General features: G+C 70.8%; 23 protein-coding genes. 14 read left to right on the top strand and 9 right to left on the bottom strand.

What is annotated here, in order from left to right; all coding sequences use genetic code 11:
- Positions 1 to 67: 67 nt before the first annotated feature.
- On the bottom strand, positions 68 to 2,302 hold the full coding sequence (locus tag K7957_RS03175) for an LPS-assembly protein LptD (protein WP_343228285.1): 2,235 nt from the start codon (positions 2,300 to 2,302) through the stop codon (positions 68 to 70).
- Positions 2,303 to 2,447: 145 nt separating this feature from the next.
- Here K7957_RS03175 and K7957_RS03170 point away from each other — a divergent pair, with 145 nt between their 5' ends.
- From K7957_RS03170 to K7957_RS03155, 4 genes are all read left to right on the top strand, one after another.
- Positions 2,448 to 3,902, top strand: coding sequence for a leucyl aminopeptidase (locus K7957_RS03170; RefSeq protein WP_223010504.1), 1,455 nt, complete (start codon positions 2,448 to 2,450; stop codon positions 3,900 to 3,902).
- 32 nt (positions 3,903 to 3,934) lie between these two features.
- A complete protein-coding gene (locus tag K7957_RS03165; protein WP_223011098.1) occupies positions 3,935 to 4,375 on the top strand; it encodes a DNA polymerase III subunit chi in 441 nt (146 codons plus the stop codon).
- A 74-nt stretch (positions 4,376 to 4,449) separates the two neighbouring features.
- Positions 4,450 to 4,872, top strand: a complete 423-nt coding sequence (gene ndk, locus K7957_RS03160) for a nucleoside-diphosphate kinase (RefSeq protein ID WP_223011097.1) — start codon at positions 4,450 to 4,452, stop codon at positions 4,870 to 4,872.
- Between the two features lies 1 nt (position 4,873).
- Entirely contained in the window at positions 4,874 to 5,398 is a 525-nt protein-coding gene (locus tag K7957_RS03155; RefSeq protein ID WP_223010503.1) for a GNAT family N-acetyltransferase, read from the top strand.
- A 215-nt stretch (positions 5,399 to 5,613) separates the two neighbouring features.
- On the opposite strand, the gene purN is transcribed toward K7957_RS03155, so the two are convergent.
- Both purN and purM read right to left on the bottom strand, forming a co-directional pair.
- The gene (gene purN / locus K7957_RS03150; RefSeq protein WP_223010502.1) at positions 5,614 to 6,195 is read right to left on the bottom strand and encodes a phosphoribosylglycinamide formyltransferase; all 582 of its coding nucleotides are present in this window, start codon (positions 6,193 to 6,195) and stop codon (positions 5,614 to 5,616) included.
- Positions 6,192 to 7,283 (bottom strand): phosphoribosylformylglycinamidine cyclo-ligase, encoded by a 1,092-nt coding sequence (gene purM, locus K7957_RS03145; RefSeq protein ID WP_223010501.1) that lies wholly within the window; start codon positions 7,281 to 7,283, stop codon positions 6,192 to 6,194. Before purM ends, purN begins: the two co-directional genes overlap by 4 nt.
- A gap of 63 nt (positions 7,284 to 7,346) precedes the next feature.
- Here purM and K7957_RS03140 point away from each other — a divergent pair, with 63 nt between their 5' ends.
- Genes K7957_RS03140 through K7957_RS03125 form a run of 4 tightly spaced genes read left to right on the top strand, consistent with a single transcriptional unit; the run spans position 7,347 to position 12,881 of the window.
- Entirely contained in the window at positions 7,347 to 8,591 is a 1,245-nt protein-coding gene (locus tag K7957_RS03140) for a heavy-metal-associated domain-containing protein (RefSeq protein WP_223010500.1), read from the top strand.
- A complete protein-coding gene (locus tag K7957_RS03135; RefSeq protein WP_223010499.1) occupies positions 8,588 to 9,208 on the top strand; it encodes an HdaA/DnaA family protein in 621 nt (206 codons plus the stop codon). Before K7957_RS03140 ends, K7957_RS03135 begins: the two co-directional genes overlap by 4 nt.
- Entirely contained in the window at positions 9,205 to 11,385 is a 2,181-nt protein-coding gene (locus K7957_RS03130) for an RNA degradosome polyphosphate kinase (RefSeq protein ID WP_223010498.1), read from the top strand. The genes K7957_RS03135 and K7957_RS03130 overlap by 4 nt, the downstream gene beginning before the upstream one ends.
- 5 nt (positions 11,386 to 11,390) lie before the next feature.
- On the top strand, positions 11,391 to 12,881 hold the full coding sequence (locus K7957_RS03125; protein ID WP_425517161.1) for a Ppx/GppA phosphatase family protein: 1,491 nt from the start codon (positions 11,391 to 11,393) through the stop codon (positions 12,879 to 12,881).
- A 181-nt stretch (positions 12,882 to 13,062) separates the two neighbouring features.
- Here K7957_RS03125 and K7957_RS20520 read toward each other — a convergent pair whose 3' ends face one another.
- Both K7957_RS20520 and rnd read right to left on the bottom strand, forming a co-directional pair.
- Positions 13,063 to 13,374 (bottom strand): I78 family peptidase inhibitor, encoded by a 312-nt coding sequence (locus tag K7957_RS20520; RefSeq protein ID WP_343228283.1) that lies wholly within the window; start codon positions 13,372 to 13,374, stop codon positions 13,063 to 13,065.
- Positions 13,371 to 14,546, bottom strand: coding sequence for a ribonuclease D (rnd, locus tag K7957_RS03115; protein WP_223010497.1), 1,176 nt, complete (start codon positions 14,544 to 14,546; stop codon positions 13,371 to 13,373). The genes K7957_RS20520 and rnd overlap by 4 nt, the downstream gene beginning before the upstream one ends.
- Positions 14,547 to 14,719: 173 nt before the next feature.
- Between rnd and aspS the strand changes: the two genes are divergently transcribed.
- Positions 14,720 to 16,543, top strand: a complete 1,824-nt coding sequence (gene aspS, locus K7957_RS03110; protein WP_223010496.1) for an aspartate--tRNA ligase — start codon at positions 14,720 to 14,722, stop codon at positions 16,541 to 16,543.
- 183 nt (positions 16,544 to 16,726) lie between these two features.
- On the opposite strand, the gene K7957_RS03105 is transcribed toward aspS, so the two are convergent.
- A complete protein-coding gene (locus K7957_RS03105; RefSeq protein WP_223010495.1) occupies positions 16,727 to 17,356 on the bottom strand; it encodes a carbonic anhydrase in 630 nt (209 codons plus the stop codon).
- A gap of 54 nt (positions 17,357 to 17,410) precedes the next feature.
- Here K7957_RS03105 and lipA point away from each other — a divergent pair, with 54 nt between their 5' ends.
- Both lipA and K7957_RS03095 read left to right on the top strand, forming a co-directional pair.
- The gene (gene lipA / locus K7957_RS03100) at positions 17,411 to 18,331 is read left to right on the top strand and encodes a lipoyl synthase (RefSeq protein ID WP_223010494.1); all 921 of its coding nucleotides are present in this window, start codon (positions 17,411 to 17,413) and stop codon (positions 18,329 to 18,331) included.
- A complete protein-coding gene (locus K7957_RS03095; RefSeq protein WP_223010493.1) occupies positions 18,318 to 18,812 on the top strand; it encodes a type II toxin-antitoxin system RatA family toxin in 495 nt (164 codons plus the stop codon). The genes lipA and K7957_RS03095 overlap by 14 nt, the downstream gene beginning before the upstream one ends.
- On the opposite strand, the gene K7957_RS03090 is transcribed toward K7957_RS03095, so the two are convergent.
- Genes K7957_RS03090 through K7957_RS03080 form a run of 3 tightly spaced genes read right to left on the bottom strand, consistent with a single transcriptional unit; the run spans position 18,740 to position 20,936 of the window.
- Positions 18,740 to 19,276, bottom strand: coding sequence for a CinA family protein (locus K7957_RS03090; protein WP_223010492.1), 537 nt, complete (start codon positions 19,274 to 19,276; stop codon positions 18,740 to 18,742). The genes K7957_RS03095 and K7957_RS03090 overlap by 73 nt on opposite strands.
- Entirely contained in the window at positions 19,273 to 19,812 is a 540-nt protein-coding gene (locus tag K7957_RS03085; RefSeq protein WP_223010491.1) for a hypothetical protein, read from the bottom strand. The genes K7957_RS03090 and K7957_RS03085 overlap by 4 nt, the downstream gene beginning before the upstream one ends.
- Positions 19,809 to 20,936 (bottom strand): bifunctional 2-C-methyl-D-erythritol 4-phosphate cytidylyltransferase/2-C-methyl-D-erythritol 2,4-cyclodiphosphate synthase, encoded by a 1,128-nt coding sequence (locus K7957_RS03080; protein ID WP_223010490.1) that lies wholly within the window; start codon positions 20,934 to 20,936, stop codon positions 19,809 to 19,811. The genes K7957_RS03085 and K7957_RS03080 overlap by 4 nt, the downstream gene beginning before the upstream one ends.
- 80 nt (positions 20,937 to 21,016) lie before the next feature.
- Between K7957_RS03080 and dusB the strand changes: the two genes are divergently transcribed.
- From dusB to ntrC, 3 genes are read left to right on the top strand one after another with little or no spacing between them, the layout of a single operon-like run.
- Positions 21,017 to 22,030, top strand: a complete 1,014-nt coding sequence (gene dusB, locus K7957_RS03075; protein ID WP_223010489.1) for a tRNA dihydrouridine synthase DusB — start codon at positions 21,017 to 21,019, stop codon at positions 22,028 to 22,030.
- A complete protein-coding gene (locus tag K7957_RS03070; protein ID WP_343228282.1) occupies positions 22,027 to 23,088 on the top strand; it encodes a two-component system sensor histidine kinase NtrB in 1,062 nt (353 codons plus the stop codon). The genes dusB and K7957_RS03070 overlap by 4 nt, the downstream gene beginning before the upstream one ends.
- The gene (gene ntrC / locus K7957_RS03065; protein WP_223010488.1) at positions 23,085 to 24,527 is read left to right on the top strand and encodes a nitrogen regulation protein NR(I); all 1,443 of its coding nucleotides are present in this window, start codon (positions 23,085 to 23,087) and stop codon (positions 24,525 to 24,527) included. The genes K7957_RS03070 and ntrC overlap by 4 nt, the downstream gene beginning before the upstream one ends.
- The last annotated feature ends 19 nt before the right edge of the window (positions 24,528 to 24,546 follow it).

Here is a 24,546-nt window from a genome sequence, read left to right as displayed (position 1 = left end):
CGTCCACCACGGCGCCCGGACAAGGGCCGCAGCGGCCGTTCCTGCCTGGAGCGAACTGAACAGGGGCTTAGCGGCCGAGGTTCTTGAAGGAAAGCGTCAACAGGTAACTGTCGCCGCGGCGGGCATCGCCGACGGTGCGATAGTCGCGCTTCCACGTCACGCCCAATTCGAGACAATCGTCCTGATAAGCGACGCCGAGCCGGTGCCGGATCGGGGTGAAACCATCGGCCTGCGACAGCGGATCTTCGGCGCGGTCGGTGAGGTCGACGACCGCCGAGCCCCACAGCGACCAGAAGCGCGCGAAGGCGACGCGGCCGCCGGCGCGGACTTCCTCGCGGTCCTGCAGATCCTCGAGCTCGGTGATATTGCGGTTGAGGCGGAGATAGCCGACGGTCGCGTAGGTCCGGCGCGAGCCGACCGTAGCGTCCAGCTCGTTGCGGCGCACCGCGAGATTGTCCTTGTCCAGTCGGTAGCGGTGCGTGAGCGTGACGAACTCGCCGATCCGCACGTTCGTGCGGCCGACGATGTCGGAGAAGCGGTCGGACAGGCCGGTGCCGTCCGGCAGGATGCTCGGCCGCGAGTTGAGCCGGTAACTCTGGCCGACGTTCGTGGTGATCGCGATGCCCGGCAGATCGAGCGACCAGTCCGCACCATAGGTCACTCGGCTCGAGTCCTCCCATCGGTCATAGCCGGGGAAGCGGTTGAGTGCGAACAGGTTCGAGTCCTCGAGATCGACCGCGCGCGCGTCCTCGTTGGGCACCTGGATATTGCGGGTGCGCGGCGTGGCGACCACCTGCACCCGCGGCGAAAAGCGCTGCAAGCCGCCGAACAGCTCGCCGACGAAGGGCCAGCGCACGTCCGCGGCGAGCGCGCCGATCGCGCGCGTCTGGAAGCCCTCGACGCCGCGATACTGGTCGACCGCGGTGGCGACCGTATCGTCCGAATTGTAGGCATCGCCGCGGGCGAAAGCGGTGAGCGTCACCTCCTGACCCATGACGGTGACGCCGCGCCAGTCCCATCGCGCGCTGGCGAAGGCGCGCTGCGTGTCCTGACCCGCGCGGCGGCCGATCGCGAGCGTGTTGAACTGAAGCTGGAGCACGCCGCCGAGCGGTGCGTCGGTGATGCGGCGGCGATAGTCCAGCTCGGGCAGCGCTACCGGCTGCATGCCCTGGCGGTCGCCGACGCGCAGCGTCTGCACCGCCCAACCGGCGAGCGAGAGATAGCTGTCGGTGTCAATCCGTTCGAGCGCGATCGTGGTGCGGAGCCGGTCGTCGTTGGAGATATCGTAGCGCCGGAGGAAAGTGCGGTCGGTCACGATCCGCATCGAGCCCGAGAGGCTCCAGTTGGGATCGAGCTGAAACCGCCCGCTGCCGTCGAGATAGCCGCGGAAGGCGCGCGTCGTGTCCGAGACGAAGCCGCTCGATAGGTCGTCGCTGCGCCGGCTGCTGGTGGCGTAGCCCGCGATCGAATAGGCGCCGAGCTCGTTGACCGCGCTGTAGCGCGCCTCGAGCATCGGCACCTCGGACGAGAACAGGTGCGGCGCGACGACGAGCGAGCGGTTCGGCCCGAGCGCGAAGTTGAACGGCAGCACCAGCTCGGCGCCGTTGAGGCGGGTGAGACCGATCGACGGGGTGAGCAGGCCGCTGTCGTTGCTCTGGGCGATCGAGTGACTGAAGCGCGGCAGGGACGGGCTGGTCAGGCCGAAGAGATGGAAGCGCGCGCCCTCGTAGGAGACGCGCTGGCGGTCGGCGTCATAGGTCACCTTGACCGCGGTGATCTTCCACGCGGGCTCTTTCGGGCACCCGTCCGAGTCGGTCACGGCGCAGGGCGAATAGACCGCGTGGTCGAGATTGTAGATGCCGCTCGGCTCGCGCGTGCCGCGCACCGCGGCGAGCCGGCCGCCCTGCTCGAGCACCACCAGCAGATTGTCGACCACGCCGTCGCGCAACGTGTCGGTCAGCTCGATCGAGTCGCCATAGGCGATGTCGCCCTCGGGATCGGTCACTGCGACGTTGCCGGTCGCCACCACCTTGCCGGTCTTGCGGTTCCATACAACACGCTCGGCGCGTAGCCGGTCCGCGCCGCGCGTCATCCGCACCTCGCCGGTGGCGGTGACGACGTCGGCGTTGGTGTCATATTCGAGCGCGGTCGCGCTGAACTGGACCCGCTCGGTCTCGGTCGTCGTCCCCGGCGCGGACGACGAGGCGAGGGGCGTGGCCGGCGCGCCCGGCGCCTGCGCCGCGGCCGGGGCGGTGGCGAGCAGCCACAGCGCACCGCCGGCGAGAAGATCGTTACGCGTCACGTCGCTCCCGTTGCACCCCCGCGCGCGCGGCCGGGATGGCGACGGCGCAACGCCGCCCTATCGCATCGCGCAGGCGTGGCTGCAACGCTTTGCCAGTTCACGCGCTCGGGCCTATTCAACGCGCATGATCGAGAAGGACAGTCGCATGAAGATCGCGTTCGCCGCCACCCGGCCCGATACCGCCCCCGTCCCGGGTGAGGTGCTGGCGCTGCCGGTACCGAAGGGAGGCGGCACCGCCGGGCTGGTCGACGGCGCCGACGCACTGCTCGCCGCGGCGGCCGCGGGCCAGCGCTTCGACGGCGAGGCGGGCGGCGTCGCCGAGCTGTTCGTCCCCGGTGAAAGCGGCACCCGGCGCGTGCTGCTGCTCGGCGTCGGCGCGGGCGACGACGCCGCCTACGAGCGCGCGGGTGGCGCGCTGACCGCGCGGCTGCTCACCAGCGGCGTCACCGCGGCGGTGGCGGACCTCGGCGCCGCGGCACCGCTGGCGGCGGCGCGCTTCGCGGCGGGCGCGGCGCAGCGCGCGTGGCGCTTCGACGAATATCGCACCAAGCTGTCCGACAAGCAGAAGCCGACGCTGGCCTCGCTCACCGTGGTGGGGAGCGACGCCGCCTGGCGCGATCGCGCCGCGGTGACCGACGGCGTCGCGCTGGCACGGCTGCTCGCCACGCTGCCGCCCAACATCCTCTATCCCGAGACCTTCGTCGAGCGCGTGCTCGGAGCGGTGGACGGGCTGGGCCTCGAGGCGACGGTGCTGACCGAGGAGGAGATGCGCGCCCTCGGCATGGGAGCGCTGCTCGGCGTCAGCCAGGGTTCGCGCCGCGAGGCGCGCATTCTCGCGCTGCGGTGGAGCGGTGGGGGGGAGGGTGTCCCACTCACCGCGCTGGTCGGCAAGGGCGTCACCTTCGACACCGGCGGCATCTCGATCAAGCCCGCCGCGGGCATGGAGGACATGAAGTGGGACATGGGCGGCGCCGCCGCGGTGGCGGGCGCGATGCTCGCGCTGGCGAAGCGTGGTGCCAAGGCCAATGTCATCGGCGTGATGGGGCTGGTCGAGAACATGCCCGACGGCAACGCGCAGCGCCCGGGAGACGTCGTCACCACCATGTCGGGCCAGACCGTCGAGGTGATCAACACCGACGCGGAAGGGCGGCTGGTGCTGTGCGACTGTCTCACCTGGGTGCAGCGTGAGCACAAGCCGACGCGGATCGTCGATCTCGCGACGCTGACCGGCGCGATGATCGTCAGCCTCGGCAACGAATATGGTGGTCTCTTCAGCAACGACGAGGCGCTGGCCGATGCGCTGCTCGCCGCCGGGCGCACCTCGGGCGACCAGCTGTGGCGATTCCCGCTCGCCGACGCCTATGACCGGCTGATCGACTCGCCGATCGCCGACGTGAAGAACGTCGGGCCGCGCGGTGCCGGCTCGATCACCGCGGCGCAGTTCCTCCAGCGCTTCGTCGACGCCGGCGTCGCCTGGGCGCACCTCGATATCGCGGGCATGGTCTGGGCCGACAAGGACGGGCCGACCTGGGCCAAGGGCGCCACGGGTTATGGCGTGCGCGTGCTCGACCGCTTCGTCGCGGACACCTGCGAGGGGTGAGCGCGGTGGGGGGCGAGCCGGGCGAGCGGACCGTGCAGGTGGATTTCTACCACCTGACTCGGATGCCGCTCGAACGCGCGCTGCCGCAGGTGGCGGAGAAAGTAGTGGCGAATGGTGCGCGGCTGCTGATCGTCGCCGCCGAGGCGGAGCAGCGCCTCGCGCTCGATCGGCTGCTGTGGAGCTACGCGCCGTCGAGCTTCCTGCCGCACGCACGGCTGGGTGAGGCAGACGACGGTCGCCAGCCGGTGCTGATCACGGGCGCGCTCGATGCCGCCAACGGTGCGCGCCACGTCGCGCTGGTCGACGGCGAGTGGCGCGACGACGCGCTCGACTTCGACCGCGTCTTCCACTTCTTCGCCGAGGATCGGATCGCGCCCGCGCGCGCGGCGTGGAAAGCGCTGGCGGAGCGTCCCGGTGTGACGCGGCGCTACTGGAAACAGAATGAGAGCGGGCGCTGGGAGCAGGCGGCGTAGCGCTTGCCTCGCGTCACGCCCCCGCCTAGTGGAGCGCCACTTCCCTTATCTATCAGCAGGAGCCCGTGACCGTCATGGCCGCGAACCGTACCTTCTCGATCATCAAGCCCGACGCGACGCGTCGTAACCTGACCGGCGCGGTCACCAAGATGCTCGAGGAGGCGGGGCTCCGCGTCGTCGCGTCCAAGCGTATTCAGATGACCGAGGAACAGGCCCAGGGCTTCTATGCCGTCCACAAGGACCGTCCGTTCTTCAACGATCTGGTCGGCTTCATGATCTCGGGTCCGGTCGTGGTCCAGGTGCTCGAGGGCGAGAATGCGGTGCAGCGCAACCGCGACATCATGGGCGCCACCAACCCCGAGAACGCCGCGCCGGGGACGATCCGCAAGGAGCTGGCCGAGTCGATCGAGGCCAACACGGTGCACGGCTCCGACTCGGACGAGAATGCCGCGATCGAGATCGCCTACTTCTTCAAGCCGGAAGAGCTGGTCGGCTGAGATGACAGCGCCGGCGTGGCGACTGCGCCGCGCCGGCGCGGCGGACGCGGACGCGCTCGCGCTGATCGCGGGCGCGACCTTCCTGGAGGCGTTCGCGGGCGTGCTCGACGGCGCCGACATCGTCGCCCATGTCGCGCGCAACAGCAGCCCTGCGGCGTTCGCGCGCTACATCGTCGCGGGCGGGGTCGCGACCCTGGCCGAGATCGAGCCCGGTGCGGCGCCGGTCGGCTATACGCTGCTCACCGCACCCGATCTGCCGGTTGCGCGGCGTGACGGCGACATCGAGCTCAAGCGGATCTACGTGCTGGCGCCGTATCACGGTACCGGGCTCGGCGCAGCGCTGATCGCACGCGCACTCGCCGACGCGCGGGCGGCCGGGTGCGGACGCGTGCTGCTGGGCGTGTACGGCGGGAACCGGCGCGCGCATCGCTTCTACGAGAAGCACGGCTTCACCGTCGCGGGCGAGCGCCGCTTCCTCGTCGGCGCGACATGGCACGACGATCGCGTGTACGGACGGGCGGTGTAGGCCGGCCGGGCGAGACGGAATAGTCGCCGGGGGGGGACGCTCCGGCTGAACCCGCGCCTGCCGTCATTTCGGACGTGGTTCAGGATCCACCCCGCCGCGGACACCTCGGCACTTGGTAGTGCGGCCCGGTGGAGCCTGAGACAAGCTCAGGATGACGCCGACAGGGGGGAGGGACGGTCGCCCTCTCTCACGAGCGGCCGCACCGCCGCTCTGACTCAACCCTCCCGCCACGCCCCTTCGCGCACGAAGCGGGCCAGCACCTCGGGGTATAGCTGATGCTCCGCCGCCAGTACCCGTTCGGCCAGCGCGTCGGGTGTATCGCCGGGTACGATCGACACCTCGGCCTGTCCGAGCACCGCGCCGCCATCGAGCTCCTCGGTGACGACATGGACCGAGCAGCCGGCGACGTCGTCTCCCGCCGCGATCGCCCGCGCGTGCGTGTCGAGCCCCTTGTACTTGGGCAGCAGCGAGGGGTGGATGTTGACGATCCGCCCGCGCCAGCGGGCGACGAAATCGTCCGAGAGCAGGCGCATATAACCCGCTAACGCGATCACCTCGACGCTCGCCTCGCGCAGCGCCGCGTCGAGCGCGGCCTCATAGGCTGGCTTGCCGATCCCGCGCGGCGACCGCGCGAAGGTCGCCAATCCGCTCTCGCGCGCCCAGGCGAGCCCCGCCGCCTCGGGCTTGTCCGAGGCGACCAGCGCGATCGCATACGCCTCACCCGCCGCCGCGGCGAGCGAGCGCATGTTCGACCCGCGGCCCGAGACCAGCACCGCCACCCGCACCGGCGCGCTCATGCGCGGTGAGTCGCGGTCCAGTCGGCGCGCGCGCTCCACGTCTCGGTCGAGCCCGAGACCGTGCAGCCGCGCTCGCCCGCCTCGATCCGGCCGATCGGGTGGACCGTCTCGCCCGCATCCTGCAGCGCCGCGGTGACCTCGTCGACCTGGTCCGCCGCGACCACCACCGCCATGCCGATGCCGCAGTTGAAGGTGCGCGCCATCTCCTCCGGCTCGATCGCGCCCTGCGCCTGGAGGAAGGCCATCAGCCGAGGCTGCTCCCAGGCGTCGGCGTCGACCGTGGCGTGCGTGCCCGCGGGCAGCACGCGCGGCAGGTTCTCGAGCAGGCCGCCGCCAGTGATATGGGCCAGGCCCTTGATCCGGTGACCGCGCAGCAGCGGCAGCAGGCTCGCGACATAGAGGCGGGTCGGTGCCATCAGGTGGTCGATCAGGAGCTTGTCTGGGTCGAACAGCGCCGGGCGGTCGAGCTTCCATGCCTTGTCGGCGGCGAGGCGGCGCACCAGCGAGAAGCCGTTGGAGTGGACGCCCGAGGAGGCGAGTCCCAGGATGACGTCACCCGGCGCGATCGTCGCGCCGGTGAGCACGTCGCCGCGCTCGACCGCGCCGACGCAGAAGCCGGCGAGGTCATAGTCGCCCACCTCGTACATGCCGGGCATCTCCGCGGTCTCGCCGCCGATCAGCGCGCAGCCGGCGATGCGGCAACCCTCCGCGATCGAGGCGACGACTCGCTCGGCGACCGCGGTGTCGAGCCGACCGGTCGCGTAATAATCGAGGAAGAACAATGGTTCAGCCCCCTGAACGATCAGGTCGTTGGCGCACATGGCGACGAGATCGATGCCGACGCCCTCGTGCCGCTCCCACTCGATCGCCAGCTTCAGCTTGGTGCCGACGCCATCGTTGGCGGCGACCAGCAGCGGGTCGGTGAAGCCCGCCGCGCGCAGATCGAAGAAGCCGCCGAAGCCGCCCAAATCGGCGTCGGCGCCGGGGCGACGGGTAGCGCGGGCCAGCGGCGCGATGGCGCGGACCAGCGCGTTGCCGGCCGCGATCGAGACGCCGGCCTGCTCGTAGGTGTAACCTTCGTTGCTCATGGCGACGCGACTAGCCACATCGCGCTTGGATTTCCACGCCTGCTTCGCCAAAAGACGCGCGACATGCGCCGCCTCCCCGTCATCATCGCCGCCGTGGCCGCGAGCGCGCTCGGCGCCGCCGCGGTCGTCGCGCAGATCGAGGGCGGCGACCGTGGCGTCGCCGCCGTGGACAGCTCGGACGATTTCGAGGTCAGCGGCGTGCGCGTCGATGTCTCGGGACCCAGTGCCGAGGCGGCGCGGCTCGCCGGCTGGCGCGAGGCGCAGCGCAAGGGCTTCACCCAACTCGCGCAGCGGCTCGGCGCGGGCGAGCGGACGCTGCCGGACGGCGCGCTCGACTCGATCGTCTCGAGCATCGTCGTCGAGCAGGAGCAGATCGGCCCCAACCGCTATATCGCGCAGCTCGGCCTGCTGTTCGACCGCGCGCGCACCGCGGCGCTGCTCGGCGTCTCGGCCTATGTCGAGCGCTCGCCGCCTTTCGTCGTCGTGCCGGTGCAATGGGCGACGGGGGTGGGAACCGCGTTCGAGCAGCGCACTTTGTGGCAGGAGGCATGGGCGCGCTTCCGCACCGGCGGCAGCACGATCGACTATGTCCGGCCGAGCGGCACCGGGCCCGACCCGCTGCTGCTCAACGTCGGCGAGACGCAGCGCCCCGACCGTGCCTGGTGGCGCGCCGTGCTCGACCAATATGGCGCCAGCGACGTGCTGATGCCGACCGCGCGGCTGACGCGGCAGTGGCCGGGCGGGCCGGTGGTGGGCAGCTTCGAGGCGCGTTACGGCCCCGATCATCGTCTGCTGCGCGGCTTCACGCTGCGCGTCGGCAGCGCGCGCGGGATCCCGGCGCTGCTCGACGAGGCGGTGCGACGGCTCGACTCGATCTATCAGGAGGCGCTGCGCGGCGGCGCGCTCGACCCGGACAGCGGGCTCAATCCGATCATGCCCGAGGCGACCCCGACCCCGGTCGACCTCACCGAAGGCTTCGACGATCTGTCCGCGCCCGCGGCGCTCACCAGCAGCATCACGGTGCAGTTCGACACGCCCGACGCGGGCGCGGTGACCGGCACCGAGGGCGCGCTGCGCGGCGTGCCGGGAGTCACGTCGGCGGCGACCACCAGCCTCGCGCTCGGCGGCGTCTCGCTGATGGCGGTGAGCTTCGCGGGGACGCCCGAGGTGTTCCGCGTCGCGCTGGAGGCGCGCGGCTGGCAGGTGTTCGGCAGCGGCACCACGCTGCGGATCCGGCGCGCGCCGCCCGGCGCCACACCGACGCCGTCCGCCCCCGCCGCCGCGCCCCCGCGCGGGCCGGCGGGATGAGCCAGTTCGCGCTGCCGCTGGCGTTGCCCATCGACGCGCGCGACGCCGAGTTCCTCGTCACCGACTCGAACGCCGCGGCGGTGCGGCTGCTCGATCACTGGGCCACCTGGCCCGTGCGCACCGCCATCATCGCGGGGCCGACGCGCTCCGGCCGAACCCTGCTGGGGCAGATATTCGCGGCGCGCTCGGGCGGCCAGCTCATCGACGATGCCGAGCGCCAGGAGGAGCAGGCGCTGTTTCACGCGTGGAACCGGGCGCAGGACGGGCGCCGGCCGCTGCTGCTGCTCGCCGCCGCGCTGCCCCCCGCCTGGGCGGTCGCGCTGCCCGACCTGCGCACGCGGCTCGCCGCCAGCCCGGCGGCGACGATCGGCGCGCCCGACGACGCGCTGGTGCGCGCGCTGCTCGAGCGCGGCTTCGCGCGCCGCCATCTCGACGCGCGGCCTGAGCTGATCGCCTGGCTCGCCGCGCGCGTCGAGCGGAGTCATGCCGCTGTCATCGATGCTATAGAGAGACTGGACCGTGCCGCGCTGGCGGGTCGGCGCCGATTGTCGATCCCATTGGCGCGCGAAACCCTCCAGCCCGACGCGGCGTTCACCGCGCAGAGCGATCAGCCATGACCCGACCCACCACCATCGCCCGCGTCGACGCCGAGGACGTGCTCGAAGATCCCTTCGTCGACCGCGACGGTGCGCGCTATTTCAACCGCGAGCTGTCGTGGCTGTCGTTCAATCGCCGCGTGCTGGAGGAGGCGTGCAATCGCGCCCATCCGCTGCTCGAGCGGCTACGCTTCCTCGCCATCTCGGGGGCGAACCTCGACGAATTCTTCATGGTCCGAGTCGCCGGACTCAAAGGCCAGCAGCTCCAGGACGTCGAGGCGCGCTCGGCCGATGGGCTCACGCCGAGCCAGCAGCTCGCCGCGATCGTCGCCGAGGCCGACTCGCTGATGGCGAGCCAGCAGGCGGTGTGGCGCGACATCCGCGCCGAGCTCAACGCGGCTGGCATCACCGTGCTCGGCAGTCACGCGCTCGCCACCGCGCTCGACAACGAGCAGCAGGCCTGGCTCGAGACCCACTTCCACGAGCAGCTCTTCCCAGTGATCACGCCCCAGGCGCTCGATCCGGCGCATCCTTTTCCGTTCCTGCCCAACCGCGGCATGGCGGTGATGTTCGACCTGGTGCGCCGCTCTGACAAGGAGCCGATCCGCGAGCTGGTGATGCTGCCGCCGGGCATGCCGCGCTTCGTCCGCGTACCCGGCGACGGCGCGCGCTACGTCGCCACCGAGTCGATCCTCAAGCGCTTCGCGCCCGCGCTCTTCCCCGGCTATGAGGTGCTCGGCGCGGCCGAGTTCCGGCTGCTGCGCGACAGCGACATCGAGATCGAGGAGGAGGCGGAGGATCTCGTCCGTTACTACGCCAACGCGATCAAGCGCCGGCGCCGCGGGCGCGTGATCCGGCTCGAGCTCGAGACCGGCATGCCCGAGACGCTCGCCGCGGTGCTGCGCGACGAGCTCGGCGGCGCCGACGCCATCGTCACCGAGACGGGCTCGTTCCTTGGCATCGGCGACCTCTCACTGCTCGCCGACGAGGATCGGCCCGACCTCAAGTTCGTCCCCTTCACGCCGCGCTTCCCCGAGCGCATTCGCGAGTTCGGCGGTGACTGTTTCGCCGCGATCCGCTCCAAGGACATCGTCGTCCATCATCCGTACGAGACGTTCGACGTGGTGCTCGCCTTCCTCAAACAGGCGGCCAACGACCCCGACGTCGTCGCGATCAAGCAGACGCTGTATCGCGCGGGCAAGCAGTCCGCGGTGATCAGCGCGCTGATCGCGGCGGCGGAGGCGGGCAAGTCGGTCACCGCGGTGGTCGAGCTCAAGGCGCGCTTCGACGAGGAGCAGAACCTGCAATGGGCGAGCGCGCTCGAGCGCGCCGGCGTGCAGGTCGTCTACGGCTTCATCGACTGGAAAACGCACGCCAAGGTGGCGATGGTGGTGCGGCGCGAGAACGGCAAGTTCCGCACCTACTGCCATTTCGGCACGGGCAATTATCACCCGGTGACGGCGCGGATCTACACCGACCTGAGCTTCTTCACCGCAGACCCGCGCGTGGGCCGCGACGCGGCGCGGTTGTTCAACTACATCACCGGCTATGTCGAGCCGGGCGACATGGAGAAGGTGGTGCTCAGCCCGCGCAGCCTGCGCGAGCGGCTGATGCAGGACATAGATCGCGAGATCGAGCACGCGCGCGCCGGCCGCCCCGCCGCAGTCTGGGCCAAGATGAACTCGCTGGTCGATCCGACGATCATCGAGAAGCTCTACGAGGCGAGCAACGCCGGGGTGGAGATCGACCTCATCATCCGCGGCATCTGCTGCCTCAAGCCGCGTGTGCCGGGCATGTCGGAGAACATCCGCGTCAAATCGGTGGTCGGCCGCTTCCTCGAGCACAGCCGGATCGCCGCCTTCGGCAACGGCGCCGCGCTCCCGAATGACAACGCCCTCGTCTATATCTCCTCCGCCGACTGGATGCCGCGCAACTTCGATCGGCGTGTCGAATATCTGCTGCCACTCGACAACGAAACGGTGCACGACCAGGTGCTCGACCAGGTGATGGTGGCCAATCTGATCGACAATGAGCAGAGCTGGGAGCTCCAGCCCGACGGCAGCTACGTGCGCGTCGAGCCGGGCGACAAGCCGTTCAACCTTCACCGCTACTTCATGGTTAACCCGTCGCTCTCGGGGCGCGGCGCGGCGCTGGACGGCGACGAGGTGCCGGTGCTGTCGCTGAGGCGTCGACGGTGAGGCTGCTGCCGACGCGGCGTATCGCCCGTGCCGCCGAGATCGACAGCGGCGATCCGCCGCGCACCGCGATCATCGATATCGGGTCGAACTCGATCCGGCTCGTCGTCTACCAGGGGCCGCCGCGGCTCCCCTCGATCCTGTTCAACGAGAAGGTGCTCGCTGGGCTCGGGCGCAGCCTAGCGCAGTCCGGTGCCATCGACGCGCAGGCGATGGCGACCGCGCACACCGCGCTCCACCGCTTCGCCGCGCTGGCGCGCGCGATGGAGGTGACGCGGCTGCGCACCGTCGCCACCGCGGCGGTGCGCGACGCCGATAATGGTGCCGCGCTGGTCGCGGTGGCCGAGGAGGCCGGTCTGAGCGTCGAGACGCTGCCGGGCGAGAAGGAGGCCGAGGCGGCCGGCCTCGGCGTGCTCTCCGGCATTCCCGATGCCGACGGCATCGTGGGTGACCTCGGCGGCGGCAGTCTCGAGCTGGTGCGGGTACGCGGCGGCGCGCTGCACGAGCGCGCCTCCTTCCCGCTCGGCGTGCTGCGGATCGGCGCACTGCGCGAGCGGAACCTGCTCGACAAGAGGGTCGGTGCGCTGCTCGCCGCGGGCGGCTGGGGCGGGGCCGGACAGGGCACGCCGCTGTACCTCGTCGGCGGTTCGTGGCGGTCGCTCGCGCGGCTCGACATGGTGGTGACGCATTACCCGCTGCCGGTGATCCACCAATATGGCATGTCGGCGGACACCATCGCGCGGCTACGGCGAACGCTGGCGCATGTCAGCAAGGCGCGGCTCCGCGACATCCCCGGCATCTCGGGCGGGCGCGTGCCCACGCTGGGCGACGCCGCCGCGCTGCTCGCCGCGGTGCTGCGACATCTCGGCAGCACGCAGACGATCGTCTCGGCCTATGGCCTGCGTGAGGGGCTGCTCTACGACGAGCTCAGCGCGGCGGAGCGCGCGCTCGATCCGCTGATCGTCGCCACGCGCGACGAGGGTCGCGTGAGCGGGCGGTTCCCCGAGCACGGCGACCTGCTCGACGCCTGGATCGCGCCGCTATTCGCGGGCGAGGAGGCCGGCGACGCGCGGCTGCGCACCGCCGCCTGCCACCTCGCCGACGTCGGCTGGCGCGCCAATCCGGATTTCCGCGCCGAGCGGGGGCTGGAGATCGCGCTCCACGGCAATTGGGTCGGGATCGACGCGCGCGGCCGCGCGATGCTCGGCCAGGCGCTCTGGACCGGGATGGGCGGCACCGCGACCCCGCCGCCGCCGCTGACGCTGCTCGCCGACGAGCCGTCGCTCAAGCGCGCCGCCGCCTGGGGCAATGCGATGCGGCTGGGGCAGCGGCTCAGCGGCGGCGTGGCCGGGCCGCTGGCGCGCTCGTCGCTCCGGGTCGAGGCCGGGGAGCTGGTGGTAACGCTGACGGGCGACGACGCTGGGCTCTACGGCGAGACGGTGCAGAAGCGGCACAAGGCGCTGGCGCAGGTGATGGGACTACAACCGCGGCTGGGCTGAGAGGAGAATGGAGCAGGCGCACGCTTCTTCCTCCTTCCGACCAGCGTTATCCTGAGCTCGTCTCAGGATCCATCCCTCCGCGTACGCAGCGGCCACCTAGTGCGCGGAATGGTGGATCCCGGACCTTGTCCGGGATGACGGAAGTCGGGGGGCGGGGCGGTGAGCCCGTAGCCTACAGCCCTCAGCCGCAGCTCAGCCGGACGATCGTCCCCCCCGGGTCGGTCTCCACGTTGAGCCGGTCGGCGCGGTAGTCCATCGTCAGCGCGTCGCCGGTGGCGTAGCGCCGCACCGTGCGCGCACCACTCAGGCGCTGCGCCTCCGCCACCGACGCGTCCGCTGCCCGCCCGACCAGCGCCGCCGCGGCACCGGCGTCGCAGCGCGTGCCGGGCGCCTCAGCCCCAGCGACCGCCGTGGCGGCGACCGGTGTCGCCACCTCGGGCGCGCAGCCCGCCGACGCGGCGAGCACGATGCACGCGACCGCGACCCGCGTCACGCCGCCTGCTCCGTCCGCGTCATCTTGAGCTTGCCGCCCTGTACCGCGAAGCCGAGCCGTCCCTCGACCAGGTCGAGCGCGTCCTGGCCGAACTGATCGAAGCGCCAGCCCTGCAGGATCTGAAGCCCGTGGCGTTGCCCCGCCGCCAGCGCCTCGAGCTCGTCGCCGCGCGCGAGCAGGCGCGGCGCGACGTCGATGTCGCGTGCGCGGATCTTGAGCAGCAGCTTGAGCAGGTCCGCCACCAGCACGCCCTCGCGCCCGAGCCCGGGCTTGCGATCCTCGCGCGGCGGCAGCTCGGCGTCGGGCAGCGGTCCCGCCGACTCGATCGCCGCCATCAGCCGTGCGCCGATGTCGTTGCCCGCCCAGGTCTGCGACAGGCCGCGCACCTTGGCGAGATCGACCTGCTTGCGCGGGGGATGGCTGGCGAGATCGGCGATCGTCTCGTCCTTGACGATGCGGCCGCGCGGCAGGTCCTTGGCCTGCGCTTCCAGCTCGCGCCAGCGCGCGATCGCCTTGAGACGGCCGAGAACCTCGGGCTTGCGGCTCGACACGCGGACGCGCTTCCAGGCGACGTCGGGGTCGTTGGCGTAATTGGCCGGGTCGGCGAGCCGTTCCATCTCCTGGTCGAGCCACGCGCCGCGGCCGGTCTTGCGCAGTCGCTCCAGCATCTTGGGGAAGATCGCCGCGAGATGCGTGACGTCGCCGATGGCATATTCGATCTGCCGCGCGTCGAGCGGGCGGCGCGCCCAGTCGGTGAAGCGCGCGCCCTTGTCGACCGAGATGCCGAGCCAACTGTCGACGAGGTTGGAGTAACCGATCTGCTCGCCCTGCCCGAGCGCCATCGCGGCCACCTGCGTGTCGAACAGTGGATGCGGCGTCTTGCCGGTGAGATTGTAGATGATCTCAATGTCCTGCCCGCCGGCGTGGAACACCTTGAGCACGTCCTCATTGTCGACCAGCAGCGCGAGCAGCGGGGCGAGGTCGATGCCCGGCGCCATCGGGTCGATCGCGGCGGCCTCCTCGGTGTCGGCGATCTGGATGAGGCAGAGCTCCGGGTAATAGGTGCTCTCGCGCATGAACTCGGTGTCGACCATCACGTACGGCGCCTCGCTGAGGCGGGAGCAGAGATTGGCCAGCGTCGCGCTGTCGGTGATCAGGGGGTGAACGTGCATAAGCGCCTGCCCATAGCCGGGCAGGCGCGGGTTGACAAAGAGGGTAATGACGCGAGAGGGCGGCGACCATCCGACAACCGCCGCCGCGGCGCGTCGCGGGCCGCCGTGCCGCCGCTCTCCGCGGCGCCGGCGCCCGGAGCGAAGCGCGGCGCCGTAGCCAGAGTTTCCGCCCCATGCACGCCTATCGCTCCCACACCTGCGCCGCGCTGACCGCCGACGACGCGGGCCAGACCGTCCGCCTCTCGGGCTGGGTGCATCGCAAGCGCGACCATGGCGGGGTGCTGTTCGTCGACCTGCGCGATCATTATGGCGTCACTCAGATCGTCGCCGACAGCGATTCGCCCGCGCTGGCGCTGCTCGAGGGAGTGCGCGTCGAGTCGGTGGTGACGATCGACGGCGAGGTGAAGCGGCGCAGCGAGGCGACCGTCAACGGCGCGCTCGCGACGGGCGAGATCGAGGTGTACGCGCGCGCCGCGACGGTGCAGAGCGCCGCGGCCGAGCTGCCGATGCCCGTCTTCGGCGACGCCGAGTATCCGGAGGAGATCCGGCTGCGGAACCGGTACCTCGACCTGCGCCGCGACAAGCTCCACGCCAATATCATGCTGCGCTCGAGCGTGATCGCCTCGATCCGCCGCCGCATGGTGGAGCAGGGCTTCACCGAGTTCCAGACCCCGATCCTCACCGCCTCCTCTCCCGAGGGCGCGCGCGACTATCTCGTCCCGAGCCGGGTCCACCCAGGCAAGTTCTACGCGCTGCCGCAGGCGCCGCAGATGTTCAAGCAGCTGCTGATGGTGGCGGGCTTCGACCGCTATTTCCAGATCGCGCCCTGCTTCCGCGACGAGGACGCGCGCGCCGATCGCAGCCCGGGCGAGTTCTACCAGCTCGACTTCGAGATGAGCTTCGTCACGCAGGACGACGTCTTCGCCGCGATCGAGCCCGTACTTCACGGCGTCTTCGAGGAATTCGCGGAATGGCAGGGCAAGAGTCGCACCGTCTCGGCGCTGCCGTTCCGCCGCATCCCCTACCGCGAGTCGATGCTGAAGTACGGCAACGACAAACCCGACCTGCGCAACCCGCTGATCATCAGCGACGTCGGGACGCAGTTCGTCGGCTCGGGCTTCGGCCGCTTCGCCTCGATCGTCGAGGCGGGCGACGTGGTACGCGCGATCCCCGCGCCGAACACCGCCGACAGGAGCCGCAAGTTCTTCGACGACATGAACGCCTGGGCGCAGGCGGAGGGCTATGCCGGGCTCGGCTACGCCACGCGCAAGGGCGGCGAGTGGGGCGGGCCGATCGCCAAGAACCACGGCGAGGAGAAGATGAACGCGCTCGCCGAGGAACTCGGTCTCGGGCCGGACGACGGGCTGTTCTTCGCCGCCGGGAAGGAAGCGCAGGCGGCCAAGCTCGCCGGGCTGGCGCGCACCCGCGTCGCCGACCAGCTCGGGCTGATCGACACGTCGCGCTTCGAGTTCTGCTGGATCGTCGACTTCCCGATGTTCGAATATGACGAGGACAACAAGAAGGTCGACTTCAGCCACAATCCCTTCTCGATGCCGCAGGGCGAGCTGGAGGCGCTGGAGACAAAAGACCCGCTCGACATCCTCGCCTATCAGTATGACATCGTCTGCAACGGCATCGAGCTGTCGTCGGGCGCGATCCGGAACCATCGCCCCGACATCATGTACAAGGCGTTCGAGATCGCGGGCTATACCAAGGCCGACGTCGACACCAACTTCGCGGGCATGATCAACGCCTTCAAATTCGGTGCGCCGCCGCACGGCGGGTCGGCGCCGGGGATCGACCGGATCGTGATGCTGCTCGCCGACGAGCCAAATATCCGCGAGGTGATCGTCTTCCCGATGACGCAGAAGGCCGAGGACCTGATGATGGGTGCGCCCAGCTTCGTCTCGGCCAAGCAGCTGAAGGAGCTGAACATCAAGGTGACCGCGGAGCTGCCGAAGGACAAGGACGCGCTGGTGGCGCCCAAGGCGGGGTGAGGGGAGAAGGGTAGGGGAGCACCCTTTACCCATAAGCGCCACCCCGGCGGAAGCCGGGGTCCAGTTGGGGAACGGCGGTGAGTCCCACCATAGCCTTCCCGACTGGACCCCGGCGTCCGCCGGGGTGGATAGAGGTGCGTAGATCAGTGACCGGGCACCCGCTCCCACGGACGCCCCAACCCGTCACGCCGGCTCGAAGTGGCCGTCACCCTGCAGCACGCGCAGCTTGCCGTCCGCGATCGCGAAGACCGCGCCGTGCAGCCGCAGCTTGCCCGCGTCGACTCGCTCCTGCACGAAGGGGAAGGTCATGAGGTTGGCGAGCGAGACCTTGACGCCTTCCTGTTCCAGCGCGGTCTGGCCCTCGGCGCCCTGGCCGTGCTCATGGATCACCTTCTCGCGCGCGTCGTCGAGCAGGTCGATCCAGTCCGCGACGAACCCGCCATAGCCCGGCTCCGCGCCCTTGAGGTCGCCCGACAGCGCCGCCTTGACGCCGCCGCACGCGCCGTGGCCGAGCACCAGGACTTCCTCGACCTGCAGCACGGTGATCGCGAACTCGAGCGCGGCCGAGACACCGTGGCGCCCGCCCCCCTTCTCGAACGGCGGCACCAAAGCGGCGACGTTGCGGACGACGAAGACCTCGCCGGGACGGCTGCCGAAGATGGTGGCGGGATCGACCCGGCTGTCCGAACAGGCGACGACCATCACCTTGGGCGACTGCCCTGCGGCGAGCTCGGTCCAGCGCTCGCGCTCCTCCAGCCACTCGTTGCCGCGAAAGCGGTAATAGCCCTCGACCATATCGTTAAACTTGCTCATTTGTCAGATACCCTTCCGTTGTTTCGAAGACGGCCAGCCGCTATCTGCGACGGCATGAACGAGATGACTCCGCTTTCGGCTCCGACGCGCCAGCGCAAACCCGACTGGATCCGCGTCAAGGCACCCACCAGCGAGGGCTTCGCCGCCACGCGCGCGCTGATGCGCTCGAAGAGCCTCACCACCGTGTGCGAGGAGGCGGCCTGCCCGAACATCGGGGAGTGCTGGACCAAGAAGCACGCGACCGTGATGATCCTCGGCGACACCTGCACGCGCGCCTGCGCCTTCTGCAACGTCAAGACGGGCATGCCGCGCGCGGTCGACCCGATGGAGCCGCAGAACGTCGCCGACGCCGCCGCGCAGATGGGCCTGGAGCATATCGTCGTCACCTCCGTCGACCGCGACGACCTGCCCGATGGCGGCGCGCGGCAGTTCGTACGGGTGATCGAGGCGATCCGTCGTACCAACCCGACGACGACGATCGAGATCCTCACACCCGATTTCCGCAACAAGCACGAAGCCGCGGTGGAGGCCATCGTCGCGGCGCGCCCAGACGTGTATAATCACAATCTGGAAACCGTGCCGCGGCTCTACCCGACGATCCGGCCAGGGGCGCGCTATTACGCCTCGCTCCGCCTGCTCGAGAGCGTCAAGAAGCTCGACCCCTCGATCTTCACCAAGTCCGGCATCATGCTCGGGCTCGGGGAGGAGCGGCTCGAGGTGCATCAGGTGATGGACGACATGCGCTCGGCCGACATCGATTTCCTGACGATGGGGCAATATCTCCAGCCGACGCCGCGCCACGCCAAGGTGGCCGAGTTCGTGCCCCCCAAGGCGTTCGACGCTTATGCCGCGATCGCGCGCGCCAAAGGCTTCCTGCTCGTCGCATCCTCGCCGCTGACTCGATCCAGCTATCACGCCGGCGACGATTTCGCGAAGATGCGGGCAGCGCGCGAGGCGAAGCTTGCCCAAGCATAGCGAGACCCGCCGGCTGCCCTACAGCCCCGAGCAGATGTTCGACCTCGTCGCCGACGTGCGCCGCTACCCCGAGTTCCTGCCCTGGGTCACCGCGATGCGCGTGCGCCGCGACGGCGACACCGAGACTTTGGCGGACATGATCGTCGGCTTCAAGGGCCTGCGCGAGACCTTCACCTCGAAGGTCGCAAAGGCGCGGCCGGACACGATCCGCGTCGAGTACGTCGACGGGCCGCTCAAATATCTGCACAACGACTGGCGCTTCCGCCCCGACGGGGAGGGTGGGTCGCTGGTCGACTTCGCCGTCGATTTCGCCTTCAAGAACCGTATGTTCGAGATGCTCGCCGGACAGGTGTTCGGTGTCGCGCTGCGCAAGATGATCGGCGCCTTCGAGGAGCGCGCGCGCGCGCTCTACGGCGACTCGTCGGCGGGTTCTTCCGCTACCTCGGGCAGCAGCAGCTCGAGCGCACACAACGCCGCCTGAAGCCGCACCCCGGCGCGCCCGAGATCGCCGAAGAAGCGCTTGTCGGCGACCACGTTGGCGGGGTCACCGGCGCGCTCGGCGCGCGCGAACACCACGGTGCCTACCGGCTTCTTCTCGCTGCCGCCGCCCGGACCCGCGACCCCGGTGATCGCCACCGCCACGTCGGCGGTGGACTGGGCCAGCGCGCCCTGCGCCATGCTCCATGCCACCGCGATCGACACCGCGCCGAACGTGTCGAGCACGTCGCCGCTGACGCGCAGCTGGCGCTGCTTGGCCTCGTTCGAATAGGTGATGAAACCCGCGTCGAACACGTCGGACGAGCCCGCGATCTCGGTCAGCGCGGCGGAGACCAACCCGCCGGTGCAGCTCTCCGCCACCGCGACGCGTCGCCCGGCGGCGCGGTTGGCCTCGATCACGCGGCGCGCCGCGTCGACGAGCTGCTGGGGCAGGACCTCGTCGCTCACGGCTGGCTCGCCGCGGCGCAGACCGGCAGGTCGGGGATGGCGTCGCGCTTGCCCTTGTTCTTCTCCGCCTTGAGGTACTGCAGTGTCGCGACGACGATGCCCGCCGTGTTGCGCGCCGGCAGCGGTTCGAGCAGCGTCACCAAGCGGTCGAGCGTGCCGCAGTCGCCGGGCTGGATCCGGCCGGTGATCTGCGGCGCCAAGAGCGAGGTCAGCATCGGCCGGGCATAGTCGCTCAGCAGCAGCAGTTCCACCGCCGGGTCGCTGAGCTTCGCGATCGCGGTGCGCGCCGCCGGCCAGGCGCGGTCGGCCTCGCGATCGTACTTCTGGAGCAAGGTGCTGTCCGACTTCCGCAGCAGGCTGGACGCGGGCAGGGCGGCACAGACGCGGCCGGCGTCGCGGATGATATCAGGCATCGCCACCAGCGCGATCGACTCGGCATCGGTGCTCGACAGGCAGCGATCCTGGGCGGCGGCGGGCGGCGCGGCAAGCAGCGCGAAGCCGGCGAACGCGGTCGCGAGCGGGGGCAAGCGGCTCATGCGTCAAGCCCGGCGGGCAGCGTCACGGTCGCGACCGCCTGCGCGGCGATGCCCTCGCCGCGTCCGGTAAAGCCGAGTCGCTCGGTGGTCGTCGCTTTCACGCTGACCCGATCGGTCGGGAGGCCGAGAAGTTCCGCGATGCGCGCCTGCATCGCCGCGCGGTGCGGCCCGATCTTCGGAGCCTCGCACATCAGCGTGAGGTCGACGAAGGTGATACGCCCGCCGCGCGCCTCGACCAGGGAGCGCGCGTGCGCGAGAAACTGTCCCGATTCGGCACCCCGCCACCGCGGGTCGCTCGGTGGGAAATGCGTGCCGATGTCGCCCGCCGCGATCGCTCCGAGCACCGCGTCGGTGATGGCGTGGAGCGCGACGTCGGCGTCGCTGTGGCCGGAGAGACCCTGGTGGTGCGGGATGAGCACGCCGCCGAGCCACAGCTCCTCGCCGTCCTCGAGCCGGTGCACGTCGAAGCCGCTGGCCGAGCGGGTCTCCACGCCGACCCGTGCCGCTGCCGCGGCGAAATCGGCGGGATAGGTGATCTTGTCGAGCATCATGTCCCCTTCGACCTGCGCCACGCTCAGCCCGAGCGCGCGCACCATCTGGGCGTCGTCGGTCGCAGAGCCGCCCTCCCACGTCGCGTGGGCGCGCGCCAGGGTCGCGGCGTCGAACGCCTGCGGCGTCTGGACGCGCGCGAGGGTCTCGCGCGCGACCGTCGCACCGTCCGCCGCTACCAGCGTGTCGGCGACCGGCAGCACCGGGATCGCGCCCGGCGCATCGTCGAGCGCGGCGAGCAGCCGGTCGATCACCGCATGCGGCACGAACGGCCGCGCCGCGTCGTGCACCAGCACCCGAGTCGCACCAGCGGTCACGTCGAGACCCGCGCGCACCGAATCGCGGCGCTCGGCGCCCCCGATCACCCATTCGGCGCCGGGCACCGCCGCCGCGATCATGTCCTGCTGCCCTACGCCGACCACGACGATCACCCGATCGATCGCGGGATGCGCCGAGAGCGCGGCGTGGCTCCACGCCACCATCGGCCGGCCGGCGATCGGGGCATATTGCTTGGGTGCGGCGCTGCCGCTGCGCGAGCCGCTGCCGGCGGCGACGATGAGGGCGACCGTGGTCATGGCGGCGCGCCTAGCCGCTCCGCGCCGAGCTTGCCAGAGCGGCGCGCGTCGACTACCTGCCTATTTTTCGAGCAGCAGCGATGAACCAGCCTCTACCTAGCCGTCTCACGCCGATCCGCATCGGCGAGGTGAGCGTCGACCAGCCGGTCGTTCTCGCGCCGATGACCGGCGTCTCCGACCAGCCGTTTCGTACCTTGGTGCGCCGCTACGGCTCCGGGCTCAACGTCACCGAGATGATCGCGAGCCAGGCGGCGATCCGCGAGACGCGACAGTCGCTGCAGAAGGCGATGTGGCACGTCTCTGAAGAGCCGGTGTCGATGCAACTGGTCGGCTGCACCCCGCACGAGATGGGAGAGGCGGCTCGGCTGGCGCGCGACAAGGGCGCCGCGATCATCGACATCAACATGGGCTGCCCGGTCCGCAAGGTGACCAACGGCGACGCGGGATCGGCACTGATGCGCGACCTCGGGCTCGCCGCGGCGATCGTGAAGGAAGTGGTGCGCGCGGTGGACGCGCCGGTGACGCTCAAGATGCGGATGGGCTGGTGCCACGACAGCCTCAACGCGCCCGAGCTGGCCCGGATCGCGGAGGATCTCGGCGTGCGCATGGTCACGGTCCACGGCCGCACCCGAAACCAGATGTACAAGGGCAGCGCGGACTGGGGCTTCGTCCGCTCGGTCAAGGACGCCGTCTCGATCCCGGTGATCGTCAACGGCGACATCTGCACGATCGACGACGCCGAGACCGCGCTGGCGCAGTCCGGCGCGGACGGGGTGATGATCGGCCGCGGTGCGTACGGTCGACCGTGGCTACTCGGTCAGTTGATGCATTGGTTCGCCACCGGCGAGCGCCGGCCCGACCCGACGCTCGAGGAGCAATATGACGTGATCTCAGAGCATTACGAGATGATGCTCAGCCACTATGGCATCGTTACCGGCGTCAACATGGCGCGCAAGCACATCGGCTGGTACACCAAGGGGATCCACGGTTCGGCCGAGTTCCGCAACGCCGTGAACCAGGAGCCCGACCCGACGCGGGTCAAGGCGATGCTCGCCGACTTCTACGCGCCGCACCGGATGCGGGACGCCGCGTGAGATCGGCGCAGCGCGGGCCGAGCGAGGCCGAGCTGCTCGCCGCGCTGCCGGTCGCGGTGCTGGTGGTCGACCCCGAGGACTGCGTCGAGCGCGCCAACGCCGAGGCCGAGACGCTGCTCAACCTGTCCGAGCGAGCGATCCGCGGCCAGACCGTGGCCGAGCTGCTCGGCGTGGCCGACGCGGAGACCCGCCGTGCCGGTCACGCCTTCGCGGCCTTCGACGTCGAGGTCGAGACGCGCGGCGGCGCCCGCGTCCGGGTCGACCTGATCGAGGCCGCGGTGGTCGACCAGCCCGGCTGGCGCACGATCACGCTCCACCATGCCGCGGCGTCGCGGCGCCTCGGGGTCTCGGGCGATCGCGCCGCGGCGGCGCGCGCCGCGGTCGGGGCGGCGGCGATGCTGGCGCATGAGATCAAGAACCCGCTGTCGAGCATCCGCGGCGCGGCGCAGCTGATCGCCGACGGCGCCGCGCCCGACGAGCTCACCGGGCTGGTCATCACCGAGGTCGACCGTATCGCCGCGCTGATCGACCATATGGAGGATTTCACCGACACCCGCCCGCGCGAGGTGGCGCCGCTCAACATCTACCCGCTGCTGGCGCACGCGCGCGGCGTGGCGCTAGCCGGGTTCGCGCGCGACATCCCGATCGAGGAGCGCTACGATCCGTCGCTGCCGCCGGTGCTCGGCAACCGCGACGCGCTGCTCCAGGTCGTGCTCAACCTGCTCAAGAATGCCGCGGCGGCGCTGGGGGGGCGCGGCGAGCGGCGGATCACGCTCACCACCGCCTATCGTCACGGCATCACCGTGGCGACCGGCAAGGGACGCGAGCGGATCGCGCTGCCGATCGAGCTGTGCGTGATCGACACCGGTCCCGGCGCGCCCGACGATATCGCCGACCACCTCTTCGACCCGTTCGTCTCGGGGCGGCCCGAGGGCAAGGGGCTGGGGCTGGCGCTGGTCGACAAGCTGGTGCGCGACATGGGCGGCATCGTCCAGTACGCGCGCGAGGGCCAGCCGCACCACACCGTCTTCCGCCTGCTGCTGCCGCGCGCCGCGTGACCGGCGGCAAGGTCCTGATCGTCGACGACGACGATGCGGTCCGCACCGTGGTGGCGCACGCGCTGCGCCGCGCCGGTCACGCGGTGCGCACCGCCGCGAGCCTCGCCGACATGGCGCGTGAGCTGCGCACCCATCCCCCCGACGTGCTGGTGACGGACGTCGTGCTCCCGGACGGCGACGGCATCGACCATGCCGGGCGGCTCGCCACCGAGCGCCCCGACCTGCCCGTGATCGTGCTCTCCGCGCGCAACACGCTGACCACCGCGGTGCGCGCCACCGAGGCGGGCGCCTACGACTATATCCCCAAGCCGTTCGACCTCGACACGCTGACCCGCACGGTCGCGGCGGCGCTCAAGCGTGGCGGCACCGCGGCGGAGGAGCGCGCGGTCGAGGAGGAGGCGCTGCCGCTGATCGGCCGCTCGCCCGCGATGCAGGACGTGTATCGCGTGATCGCGCGGGTGATCTCGAACGACCTCACCGTGCTGGTCTCGGGTGAGTCGGGCACGGGCAAGGAGCTGGTCGCGCGGGCGATCCACGACCTCGGCGCGCGCCGTGCCGCCCCGTTCGTGCCCATCAACATGGCGGCGATCCCACGCGAGCTGATCGAGGCCGAGTTGTTCGGGCACGAGCGCGGCGCGTTCACGGGTGCGGCACAGCGTAGCGCCGGCCGGTTCGAACAGGCGGCCGGTGGCACGCTCTTCCTCGACGAGATCGGCGACATGCCGATCGAGGCGCAGACGCGGCTGCTCCGCGTGCTCCAGTCGGGCGAGTTCACCACGGTGGGCGGCGCGCGCACGATCCGCGCCGACGTCCGCATCGTCGCCGCGACCAACCGGGACCTGCAGCAGGCAGTCGCGGGCGGGCAGTTCCGCGAGGACCTCTACTATCGGCTCAACGTCGTGCCGATCGCGTTGCCCGCGCTGCGCGAGCGGCGCGGCGACATCGCCGAGCTCGCGCGCCACTTCCTCGACCGCGCCGCCGAGGCGGGACTGCCGCGCAAGACGCTCGCCGCCGAGGCGATCGCCGCCCTCGAGGCGCACGACTGGCCCGGCAATGTCCGCGAGCTGGAAAACCTCATGCGCCGCCTCGCCGCGCTCTCCCGCGACGACCGGATCGGCGCGGCCGAGGTGGTGGAGACGATCGGCGCCGCACCCAGCTCGGCCGAGCCGCTGCCCGATCCCGGCATCGAGGCGGCTGTGCGCGCGATGATCGACCGGCTCGCGCGCGAGGCTCCACGCGCGCTCGACGACGGCTCGCTCTACGATCGCGTGATCGGCGCGGTGGAGCGGCCGCTCATCGCGGCGATGCTGGCACGGCACGGCGGCAACCAGCTGCGTGCCGCGCGCGCGATCGGGCTCAACCGCAACACGCTGCGCAAGCGGCTCGACGCGCTCGGGATCAGCCCAGGCGCGCGGACGGCGGGATCGGACGAACCATAAACGCCCGAAATATGTGTTC

It is taken from the genome of Sphingomonas yunnanensis (assembly GCF_019898765.1).
Taxonomy (GTDB): Bacteria; Pseudomonadota; Alphaproteobacteria; order Sphingomonadales; family Sphingomonadaceae; genus Sphingomonas; species Sphingomonas yunnanensis.
Note: the sequence above shows the minus strand (reverse complement) of the source record. Positions and strands in the feature narration are given on the sequence as shown.

Coding starts and splice junctions, on each gene's coding strand:
- K7957_RS03170 (WP_223010504.1), top strand. CDS start 2,448: ATGAAGATCGCGTTCGCCGCCACCCGGCCCGATACCGCCCCCGTCCCG.
- ndk (WP_223011097.1), top strand. CDS start 4,450: ATGGCCGCGAACCGTACCTTCTCGATCATCAAGCCCGACGCGACGCGT.
- K7957_RS03155 (WP_223010503.1), top strand. CDS start 4,874: ATGACAGCGCCGGCGTGGCGACTGCGCCGCGCCGGCGCGGCGGACGCG.
- purN (WP_223010502.1), bottom strand. CDS start 6,195: ATGAGCGCGCCGGTGCGGGTGGCGGTGCTGGTCTCGGGCCGCGGGTCG.
- purM (WP_223010501.1), bottom strand. CDS start 7,283: ATGAGCAACGAAGGTTACACCTACGAGCAGGCCGGCGTCTCGATCGCG.
- K7957_RS03140 (WP_223010500.1), top strand. CDS start 7,347: ATGCGCCGCCTCCCCGTCATCATCGCCGCCGTGGCCGCGAGCGCGCTC.
- K7957_RS03135 (WP_223010499.1), top strand. CDS start 8,588: ATGAGCCAGTTCGCGCTGCCGCTGGCGTTGCCCATCGACGCGCGCGAC.
- K7957_RS03130 (WP_223010498.1), top strand. CDS start 9,205: ATGACCCGACCCACCACCATCGCCCGCGTCGACGCCGAGGACGTGCTC.
- rnd (WP_223010497.1), bottom strand. CDS start 14,546: ATGCACGTTCACCCCCTGATCACCGACAGCGCGACGCTGGCCAATCTC.
- aspS (WP_223010496.1), top strand. CDS start 14,720: ATGCACGCCTATCGCTCCCACACCTGCGCCGCGCTGACCGCCGACGAC.
- K7957_RS03105 (WP_223010495.1), bottom strand. CDS start 17,356: ATGAGCAAGTTTAACGATATGGTCGAGGGCTATTACCGCTTTCGCGGC.
- lipA (WP_223010494.1), top strand. CDS start 17,411: ATGAACGAGATGACTCCGCTTTCGGCTCCGACGCGCCAGCGCAAACCC.
- K7957_RS03085 (WP_223010491.1), bottom strand. CDS start 19,812: ATGAGCCGCTTGCCCCCGCTCGCGACCGCGTTCGCCGGCTTCGCGCTG.
- K7957_RS03080 (WP_223010490.1), bottom strand. CDS start 20,936: ATGACCACGGTCGCCCTCATCGTCGCCGCCGGCAGCGGCTCGCGCAGC.
- dusB (WP_223010489.1), top strand. CDS start 21,017: ATGAACCAGCCTCTACCTAGCCGTCTCACGCCGATCCGCATCGGCGAG.